This window comes from Aeromonas sp. HMWF017, from assembly GCF_003061465.1.
Lineage (GTDB): Bacteria > Pseudomonadota > Gammaproteobacteria > Enterobacterales > Aeromonadaceae > Aeromonas > Aeromonas veronii.
In genome coordinates this window covers 35,276-44,807 of sequence record NZ_QAJD01000069.1, presented here as the reverse complement: position 1 = coordinate 44,807, position 9,532 = coordinate 35,276, and the positions used below count along the sequence as shown (strand labels likewise).

At 60.2% G+C, this 9,532-nt stretch carries 10 protein-coding genes; 3 read left to right on the top strand and 7 right to left on the bottom strand.

The genetic code is table 11. The features are described from left to right. Positions 1 to 155: 155 nt before the first annotated feature. The 5 genes from nfo to DBR30_RS07250 all read right to left on the bottom strand — a co-directional run bounded on the left by nfo (position 156) and on the right by DBR30_RS07250 (position 5,579). Positions 156 to 998, bottom strand: a complete 843-nt coding sequence (gene nfo / locus DBR30_RS07275) for a deoxyribonuclease IV (protein ID WP_108542353.1) — start codon at positions 996 to 998, stop codon at positions 156 to 158. A 316-nt stretch (positions 999 to 1,314) separates the two neighbouring features. After that, positions 1,315 to 1,644 carry a YbaB/EbfC family nucleoid-associated protein gene (locus DBR30_RS07265; protein ID WP_005333445.1) on the bottom strand — a complete coding sequence of 110 codons (330 nt, stop codon included), beginning with the start codon at positions 1,642 to 1,644 and terminating at the stop codon, positions 1,315 to 1,317. A gap of 114 nt (positions 1,645 to 1,758) precedes the next feature. Then, the gene (gene dnaX, locus DBR30_RS07260; RefSeq protein WP_108542355.1) at positions 1,759 to 4,350 is read right to left on the bottom strand and encodes a DNA polymerase III subunit gamma/tau; all 2,592 of its coding nucleotides are present in this window, start codon (positions 4,348 to 4,350) and stop codon (positions 1,759 to 1,761) included. Between the two features lie 172 nt (positions 4,351 to 4,522). Then, positions 4,523 to 5,068: an adenine phosphoribosyltransferase gene (gene apt / locus DBR30_RS07255; RefSeq protein WP_005352403.1), complete on the bottom strand. Its 546-nt coding sequence runs from the start codon at positions 5,066 to 5,068 to the stop codon at positions 4,523 to 4,525. A gap of 133 nt (positions 5,069 to 5,201) precedes the next feature. Further along, positions 5,202 to 5,579 (bottom strand): YbaN family protein, encoded by a 378-nt coding sequence (locus DBR30_RS07250; protein ID WP_108542356.1) that lies wholly within the window; start codon positions 5,577 to 5,579, stop codon positions 5,202 to 5,204. A 123-nt stretch (positions 5,580 to 5,702) separates the two neighbouring features. Between DBR30_RS07250 and dusC the strand changes: the two genes are divergently transcribed. The 3 genes from dusC (at position 5,703) to DBR30_RS07235 (ending at position 7,994) form a co-directional block, all read left to right on the top strand. Beyond that, positions 5,703 to 6,647, top strand: coding sequence for a tRNA dihydrouridine(16) synthase DusC (dusC, locus tag DBR30_RS07245; protein ID WP_108542357.1), 945 nt, complete (start codon positions 5,703 to 5,705; stop codon positions 6,645 to 6,647). A gap of 97 nt (positions 6,648 to 6,744) precedes the next feature. Further along, positions 6,745 to 7,113 carry a TraR/DksA family transcriptional regulator gene (locus tag DBR30_RS07240; protein WP_005333451.1) on the top strand — a complete coding sequence of 123 codons (369 nt, stop codon included), beginning with the start codon at positions 6,745 to 6,747 and terminating at the stop codon, positions 7,111 to 7,113. 161 nt (positions 7,114 to 7,274) lie between these two features. Further along, a complete protein-coding gene (locus DBR30_RS07235; protein WP_108542358.1) occupies positions 7,275 to 7,994 on the top strand; it encodes a substrate-binding periplasmic protein in 720 nt (239 codons plus the stop codon). Positions 7,995 to 8,111: 117 nt separating this feature from the next. On the opposite strand, the gene yjjG is transcribed toward DBR30_RS07235, so the two are convergent. Beyond that, entirely contained in the window at positions 8,112 to 8,792 is a 681-nt protein-coding gene (yjjG, locus tag DBR30_RS07230) for a pyrimidine 5'-nucleotidase (RefSeq protein WP_108542359.1), read from the bottom strand. Between the two features lie 14 nt (positions 8,793 to 8,806). Next, positions 8,807 to 9,532, bottom strand: a 726-nt coding sequence (locus DBR30_RS21790; protein ID WP_258224321.1) for a M17 family metallopeptidase, incomplete at its 5' end; no start/stop codon positions are given.

The following is a 9,532-nucleotide window of genomic DNA, read 5'->3' as shown; positions in this document are numbered from 1 at the left end:
ACTTTATCCACTTCTGCCGGGCTCAGGTGAAGGATGCCGAGGTGAGCCGCGCAGAGTAACGCGCGCTCGGAGCGCCGCTGACAGGCCCGCCCGCCAATAACGGAAAAAGCAGAGAGGGAGCCACGGCTCCCTCTCTTTGATTCGCTTGCTCGGTATCACTGCGCCAGACTGCGCAACCAGCTGATCTCCTCGCCCCAGATGGACTCGTCTATGGTCTCGAGGATCAGTGGAATGCGATCAAAACGGTCATCGTTCATGATGTGGTGGAATACCGCCTCCCCCAGATTCCCCTCGCGCAGGCTGTGGTGGCGATCGACCCGACTGCCGAAGGTGCACTTGGCGCCGTTGATATGCATCCCCTTGAGATAGTCAAAACCCACCGTGCGGTCGAACTCGGCAAAGACAGTGGCGCAGCTCTCGGCGGTGCGCAGATCATAACCTGCGGCAAAGGCGTGGCAGGTATCGAAGCAGATCCCGACCCGGCTCTTGTCCTCCACCCCCTCGATGATGGTAGCGAGGTGCTCGAACGACCAGCCGAGGTTGGTCCCCTGCCCGGCGGTATTTTCGATCACCGCCGTCACCCCTTCACTGCGCTCCAGCGCCCAGTTGATCGACTCGCTCACCAACTTGAGGCTGGCCGCCTCGGGAATTTGCTTGAGATGACTGCCGGGATGGAAGTTCAGATAGCAAAGCCCCAGCTGCTCGCAGCGTTTCATCTCATCGAGAAACGCATCGCGGGATTTTGCCAGACCATCGGGATCCGGGTGGCCCAGATTGATGAGATAGCTGTCATGGGGCAGGATCTGCTCCGGCAGAAAACCGGCTTTGTCACAGGCCACCTTGAAGGCACGGATGGTGGCATCCGACAAAGGAGCCGCCTGCCACTGACGTTGATTCTTGGTAAAGAGGGCAAACGCGTTGGCCCCGATAGCCTGGGCGCGGGCGATGGTATTCTCCACCCCGCCGGCCGCACTGACGTGGGCTCCGATATATTTCATACAATCTCCTCGATACGGCAAGCGGCCATTATGCCGCTCCCGCCCGGCCACGCCAAACCGGGATATCCGATAGCGGGTATCGACAAAAAGTGCTGCCTTAGCGAGGTGCTGCGTTTCATGGCGCAATCGGCCTGCGCTGTAGCAACCTCTCCCCAGAAGGGATAAGTAGAGCCCGTCCACGCCAGCATGGCGCCCATAAAAAACGCAGCGTATCGCCTGAGCAATAACGCTGCGTCTTTGGGTCTCTCGGCCGTCCCCCTTGCCGTGACCCGAATGGCCAGCGACAAGGGAGCAAGAATGCGCGGGGAGAGTCGCCTTAGAAGGGCATCTTGAAGCCTGGCGGCAGTTGCATGCCACCGGTCAGCTCGCCCATCTTGGCCTTGTTCTGCTCTTCCACACGACGCACGGCATCGTTGCAAGCGGCGGCAACCAGATCTTCCAGCAGCTCCTTGTCATCTTCCATCAGGGAGGGGTCGATCTCGATGCGACGGACGCTGTGGCTACCGGTCATGGTGACCTTGACCATGCCAGCACCGGCTTCACCGGTCACTTCCATCTGAGCCAGCTGCTCCTGCGCCTTCTGCATACGCTCTTGCATCTGTTGGGCCTGTTTCATCAGGTTCCCCATTCCACCTTTACCAAACATATGTCGTCTCTCGTCTTGAAATCCGGCATCCAGCGCCGGGCTGTGGGCTTGTCTGTCCTAGATGGGGACAGCCAAACTGCTTTTCAACCGGAAGCAAGCTCCCGGCCACGGAATTTAGCGGTTGAGGGGCTCGATGCTCTCGTGATGAAGCACGGCACCAAACCGCTGAACTAAAAACTGTACGTTGGGATCCTGCTCCAGATCCCGGGTCACCTGCTCGCGCACCCCGAGATAAAGGCGATGTTCGATCTCAAGGGGGGTCTCCTGGTCAGGCACCACACCAAGCGTCACCTCGACCTGCACCGGTTGACCCAGCGCTGGCCCAATGATCTCGGCCAGATCGGCGCGCGCCTTGTCGCTCACCAGATGGCGCTGCTCGGGCTTGAGGGTCAGCAACACCTTGTCCCCTTCCCGCGTCATCACCGAGTTGATGGCCAGTTGGCGCAGCCGCCCTCCCACCTGAGTGTGAGCGATCAACTCGGCCCAAGCATCGCCGCAACCATTGAGCAGCGAGGAGGGGATAAGGCGAGTCGCCTCTCCCTCTTGCGGCTCACTGTCGCTCTCGAGCTCATCCCAGTCGATGGTCTCCATCACCGGCTGAGGGGGCTCGCTCTGCGTCACGGGTGCAGCAGCCACCGCCGTGGTAACAACGGGCGGCTGGGTCGCTGGGGCGGGCGTCACCGCTGGCGCCCCAGCGCTGCGCTCACCGGGTCGATAGCTCGGCTGCCCGTCGAGATCCCAGGGTGGCAGATCGGTTGGCTGGGCCGGTGCCGTGACGGGAGCGTGGCTCATCACCTGAGTCTGCTCGGCAAATCCCTGATTGAGGTACTCTTCGTAATCGCCATTATCACCCTGCGACTCGTAACCGTCGCCATAGAGATCCACTGGCGGCAGATCATCATAGTGACCCATCGCCGCCATCCCCTGCCCGGCCGGTTGGCTAACAGAGACTGGCTGTTGCGAGACAACCGGTGCAACGGCAGGAACGACAGGGCGAGCTGGCGCAACCGGCACTGCGCGCGGCGCGGGCGCCGCCGGGGCATCCTGACCGCGCTGGCGGCTGCGCAGCATATTTCGCTTGCCAAGCAGGCTCTGCATGCTCGATACCGCTGATACCGGTTCAGGCGCGGCAACAGGCGTTGCTGTCACTTCGGGCTCGGCTGCAGGCTCGAAGGCGGCGGTCAGCGACTCGCCACGGGAATAGTCCGTATCGGCTGCGGCATGCTCGCCAGCATCAGCGGGCTGTGCGGCTGAGTGCGCAAGCACATCGGGCTGCGCATTTGGCAAAGCGGGCTCGGGTTGATACCCCATGCCCGCCGCTTCGCGCAGCAACTCATCCTGCTGACTGAACAGCTCAGCGGCTTGCGCCTCCTCCTCGCTGTTGGCAGCGTTAGCAGTGTCATCCACCATCGCAGGCAGGGAGGCATCAACCGCGGGCACAGCACTGGTAGCAACAGGGCTGGCTAGCTGTGCAGGCACGGCGCCGCTGATCGGAGCCACTGTGGCCGATTCAGCGGCCGGGCGCTTTCCCGGCAAGGAGGCTACCGGAGTGGCGCTGCTCGCCGCACTGCTCGTCATTGACGGGGGCAGCGCAGTGAGGCTGGCCGGATGCAGGGCATCGCGCCTTGGGGAGAATGCGAGCATCCGCAGGCAGGTCATCTCCAGCGCAGTGCGGCCATCGGGGGCCCAGGGCAGATCTTTACGGCCACCCAGCACAATCTGGTAGCAGAGCTGCACCTCTTCCGGGCTCATCGCCTTGGCCAGTTGCAGCAGGGAATCAGCATCCGCCCCCTGCTCCTGCACACTGGCAGGCAGCAGCTGCGCCATGGCGATGCGATGGAGCAAGCCTTCCAGCTCGGCGTGGAGCTGATCAAAATCGGGGCCAAGGGTGGCGATCTCGGTGATCTTGGCCATGGTCGCGGGGGCATCTTGCCGCAAAATGGCTTCCAGCAGCTGGTGAAGATGGCGGTGATCGAGCGTGCCCAACATCGCCAGCACGCTCTCGAGGCGCACACTGCCATTGCCGTGGGCTAGCGCCTGATCGGTCAGGCTCAGGGCATCGCGCATACTGCCGTCGGCGGCTTTGGCCAGGGCCAGCAGGGCGCGTGGTTCGAAGGGTTGACCTTCCTGATCCAGCACCCATTCGAGCTGCTTGGCGATCTGGGTCTGATCCAGACTCTTCAGATGAAACTGCAGGCAGCGCGAGAGAATGGTAATGGGCAGCTTCTGCGGATCCGTGGTGGCCAGCAGAAACTTCACATAGGGGGGCGGCTCTTCCAGGGTTTTCAGCAGCGCGTTGAAGCTGTGACGCGACAACATGTGCACTTCATCGATGAGGTAGACCTTGAAGCGGCCGCGGGCCGGACGGTACTGCACGTTGTCGAGCAGCTCGCGGGTATCTTCCACCTTGGTGCGGGACGCCGCGTCAATCTCCAGCAGGTCAACAAAGTTGCCCTGATCGATCTCGCGGCAGGTATCACAGACGCCACACGGATGACTGCTGATCCCCTGCTCGCAGTTGAGGCTCTTGGCCAGAATACGGGCGATGGTGGTCTTGCCGACCCCGCGGGTACCACTCAGCAGATAGGCGTGATGCAGCCGTCCCTGATCCAGGGCGTTGGTCAAGGCGGTCAGCACATGTTGCTGGCCTACCACTTGTTCAAACGTATGGGGGCGCCATTTACGCGCCAGAACCTGATAGCTCATAAATCCATCATGCAGGGAAGACAGGGCATTGAGGCCGGATGCTAACACAAATGGCGGGCTGGCTGTATCGGCTATCGGTGAGAGCGGGAGGGATCGCTTGATTTTCAAACCGATGCCCGCAAGGGCACCGGTTCAACGCAGGCCCGATGCAGAGGATCGGGCCGAAGAGGCATTACTCGCCGGCCAGCTCGACCAGTGAGACCACCTTGATGCCAGCGGCAGTCAGGCGGGCATCGCCACCCAGAGACGGCAGGGAGATGATGAAGGCCGCATCGGCAACTTCACCACCGGCACGGCGGATCAGCTTGACGGTCGCATCGACGGTACCACCGGTCGCCAGCAGATCGTCCACGACCAGCACCTTGTCACCGGGTACGATGGCATCGGTGTGCAGTTGCAGGGTGTCGGTGCCGTACTCGAGGGCATAGGACTCCTCGATCACTTCGCGCGGCAGCTTGCCCGGCTTGCGGACCGGCACGAAACCCAGCCCCATGGCATAGGCAACCGGCGCGCCAAAGATGAAGCCGCGAGCTTCGGTGCCAACAATCTTGGTGATCCCTTGATCACGATAATGATTGGCCAGCAGATCGATGGTGGCCTTGAAGGCCTCGGCGTTCTCAATCAGGCTGGTGATGTCACGAAACAGAATGCCCGGCTTCGGATAGTCGGGAATGGTCTTGATGCTTGCTTCGATAAATTTCAGGGTTTCCGGATTCATGTGTTGACCGCTTATTTTTTTGACCCAGGGGTGGCCATTTTTCTCAATTCCCTTCTGCGGGAAATAAAAAAGCCTGTCACGCAAAAATGACAGGCCGACTCCATAGCATTATTGCTGCAATAGCTTAGGGACTTCACTTCACCATTGCAACTGGCTCCAGCACCGGCAGGCGCATTAACCAGGTGAGCAGGATCACCATTATGATAACCAGCAACCCCTTGACCCACAGCAGTGGCACCACCGCCAGCGACACCGAAAAGGCGAGCAAAATGAAGATAATGGCACGCCGTCTGGCCTGACGACGAATGCCGCGATATTGCTGCCAATCCACGATGGGCGGGCCAAACCAGGGATGGGTCAGCAACCAGCGATGAAAACGGGGCGACGAGCGGGCAAACAGGGCGGCGGCCAGCAACATGAAGGGGGTGGTCGGCAAGAGCGGCAACACAATGCCCACAATACCGGTGGCAAATGCCAGCCACCCGAGCGCCATCAGACACCAACGCTTCATTCCTTCTCCTTGCGTGATTTATCTCCCTCTAGCCTAACAGAGTTTGAGCGGATGCTGACAGCGGGCCGCAACCCCACTACAATCTGCCCTCTTTTTTCTTGCCACTCTCGTCGGAAAGCCGTTATGCGCGTTATTTTGGCCCCCATGCAGGGGGTACTGGATCACCTGATGCGGGAGGTTCTCACCTCCGTCAATGATTACGATCTCTGCGTGAGCGAGTTTATCCGAGTCGTCGATCAGCTGCTGCCCGCCAAGGTGTTCTACCGCCTCTGTCCTGAACTGCTGCAAGATGGCAAAACCCGCGCAGGCACCCCGGTGCGGGTGCAACTGCTGGGGCAACACCCCGAGTGGCTGGCCGAGAACGCCGTGCGCGCCATTGAGCTCGGCTCCCCCGGCGTCGATCTCAACTTCGGCTGTCCCGCCCCTACGGTCAACAAGAGCAAGGGCGGTGCGGTGCTGCTCAAGGAGCCCGAGACCATCTACCGCATCGTCAAGGCGGTGCGCGAGGCGGTGCCCGCCCATCTGCCGGTGAGCGCAAAAATTCGTCTCGGTTACGATGACAAGGATCTCTATCTGGAGAACGCCCAGGCGGTCTTCCAGGGGGGCGCCAACGAGCTGGCCGTTCATGCCCGCACCAAGCGTGAAGGGTACAAGGCCCCCGCCCACTGGGAATATGTGGACGCCATTCGCCGCGCCCTACCCATTCCCGTCACCGCCAACGGCGAGATTTGGGATCATAAAGATGCCCTCACCTGCGCCAGGGTCTCGGGTTGCGATGCCCTGATGGTCGGGCGCGGCGCCATCTCCCTGCCCAATCTGGCCAACGTGATGAAAACCGGCTGCCCGCACATGAGCTGGGCCGAGGTGTTGCAGCTGATAGTGAGCTATACCGAGCAGGATCTGGCCAGCGAAAAAGCCGACTACTACCCCAGCCGCATCAAACAGTGGTTCAGCTATCTCAAGCGGGAATATCCCGAAGCGGATCTGCTGTTTCAGGAGATCCGGGTGCTCAAAGAGACGGATCCCATCCGTGATGCCCTGCTGCAAGCAGCCAAAAGCCACGGCTAACCACGTTTAACTTGACGCATATCATCTTGATAGAGTTATCGGATCCCTATACTGCCCCGAATCTGTCGTCTGTCCTGTGGGGGATAATGTGTGTGAAATGACGCAAGCACAGTTGACTGTCTGGCGTAATCGCCTGCTGTCAGACTGGGCCCAAGTACGAGAAACGCTGATCGGTCAGCTTAAAGCCTGCCGTCGTGACGAGTGGGCCGAGCAGGTCGGTCACTGCGAGCAGGATCAACTGGTGGAACTGACCAGCCGGCTGGATCTGCCGAAGGTTGAGCAGAGCGTGGCCCGCCTCAAGCGGATCGATGCGGCACTCTGCCAGATGGATCTTGGCCTCTATGGCCTCTGCTCCGATTGTGAAGAACCGCTTTCCATCGAACAGCTGGAACAGGATCCGACCCTGCAACGCTGCCCGCGCTGTGAAACCCGCTATCGCAAGGGATTCCACGCCCACGAACTGTGAGGGATGCACAGCTGTGCATCCACTCAACCCTCAGCACTGGTTACTCCGTCGTTCCTGTCCAATACTCAACCATATCAGCCTGTTCGAGGGTATGCGTTGTGTACAGACTCTTGTTGTTATGGTGTTTGTGTTGCCAAGCTACGGCACAAGAGTCATTGGTCGTGGGCTGGGTCGACTGGCAGCCCTTCAGTTATCGCAATGAACAGCAACAGCTCCGCGGACTGGATGTGGAGCTGCTCAACGCCATCTTCCTGCGTGCCGGTTATCAGGCCACATTCAGTGAAATGCCCTGGGCTCGCGTGTTGCACGAGCTGAAATTCGGCACGGTTCAACTGGCCATGTCAGCCAATATCACCGCCGAGCGCCAGCAATATGCCCGCTTCAGCCACCCCTATCGGGAAGAGGAGACGGCCATCGTCATCCGTCGGCAGGATGCCGAGCGCTGGCGCGGGATCACCACCCTCGAGCAGTTGATCAACACCCCTGACTTCCATATCGGAGTGCTCAAGGGCTTTGATTACGGCAATACCTTCCGCCAGTTGATGGCAAGGCCCGAGCTGCAGCCTCGCTTACAGATGCGCCTGCGGCTGGATCAGTTGCTGAAGATGTTGCAAGGGGGACGGATCCAGGGGTTTATTCTCGATCCCCACGGATTGCAAGAGTGGCAGGGTAAGGATGGCATGCAGGACAAGCTGTATATTCTGCTGCATATCGAACTGACACCGGTTCACCTGATGCTGAGCAAAGAGAGCACCACAGAGGCGCAACTGCAGCGGATCAATCAGGCTATCGATCAATTGAAACAGAGCCCCGACTATCAGCAGATCCTCGATCGCTACCAGTTCAGATCCCTGCATTCACAGGAAAATACTCATAAGTAAGGGGAGCATCAGCTCCCCTTACTGTCTCAAGCAAACCCCATCCTGTCTCAAACAGCCCTGGTTGCAACTTGCCAGGACGTTTTGGTCACCGATAACGTGATGGATTACTTCTGCCTGTCAGCGTCCCAGCACAATGTCGGCAAGGTGGGCGAAGTGGTGGATTTCGTGGGTGGCATCGCACTCGCCCGCTTGCCGCGCCGGGTTGTACCAGCAGGTTGCCAGCCCCTGCGCCGCCGCCCCGGCAATATCGGTTTTCGGATTATCCCCCACCATCAGCACCCGGGCCGGATCTGGCTGCCCCATCAGGGAGAGGGTGTGCTGGAAAATGGCTGGCGCCGGCTTGGTCACCCGAATTTCGTCGGAGATCACCAGCGGCTCGAACCACTCGCTCCAGCCCAATTTTCCGAGCCGCCCCCGCTGAGGCATGCTGAAACCATTGGTAATGATCCCCATCCGCACCTTGCTGCGCAGCTGCTGCAGGGTCTCGACCACCCCTTCAAGAGGCATGCTAAGGGCAATGATCTGCTCCAGAAAGGTGTTGTTCATCGCCATGGGATCGGCGGCAACCTGCTGGGCAAAGAGGGAGAAGCGGGTCTGCTGCAACGCCGTTGCATCGATCTCGCCGTCGTTGTACTGCTGCCAGAGCCCGTGGTTGAGGGCGTGGTACTGCGCCATGCTGGCGTCATCAGCTTGTACGCCATAGATCTGCAAGGTGTACGTCAGCGCAGAGGCGACCGGAAAATCGAGCAGGGTTTCATCCAAATCGAACAGCACCCAGTCATAGCTTGGTTGTTTCACAGAAATCCTTGTAATCATTCAGATTGTTCAGAGGCTTGGCGACCAACTCTGCCAAGCGGGCTGGCCAGCAGATCCAGCGTGAGACGCACGCCAAAGCCGGTCACTTCGCTGGAGACCACCCCATTGCCCCCCTTGTTGCGAAAACCGCTCAGGTCGAAGTGCAGCCAGGGGGTCTGCTCGGGCACGAAGTGGGCGAGGAAACGGGCCGCATCAATGTGATCCGGCGAACTGCCCGGCGCACACTGCAACAGATCGGCCCACTCGCTCTCGATATTGTCGTCGTAATCGTCATCAAGCGGGAAGGGCCAAATCCGCTCACCGCTGCGCTGACCCAGATTGACCAGTGATGCCATCCATTCGCTGCGATTGGTAAAGACGCCGCTGTAGCGGCTACCCAGCGCCCGTTTGCAGGCCCCGGTCAGGGTCGCGTAATCGAGCAGCAGATCCGGGGTATCCTGCACCGCCATCGCCAGGGTGTCGGCCAGTACCATTCGCCCTTCGGCATCGGTATCGACCACCTCGATGGAGGTGCCATTGATGGCAGTCACCACCTCACCGGGGCGATAGGCGTGAGGGCCGATATGGTTCTCGGCAATGGCCAGCCAGCAGTGTACCTCGTAGGGTAGCTGAGCTCGGCTGATAGCGTAGAGGGTGCCGAGCGCCACTGCACTCCCCCCCATGTCCAGATGCATGCCATACATGCTGCCAGAGACCTTAAGGTTGTAACCGCCAGAGTCGTG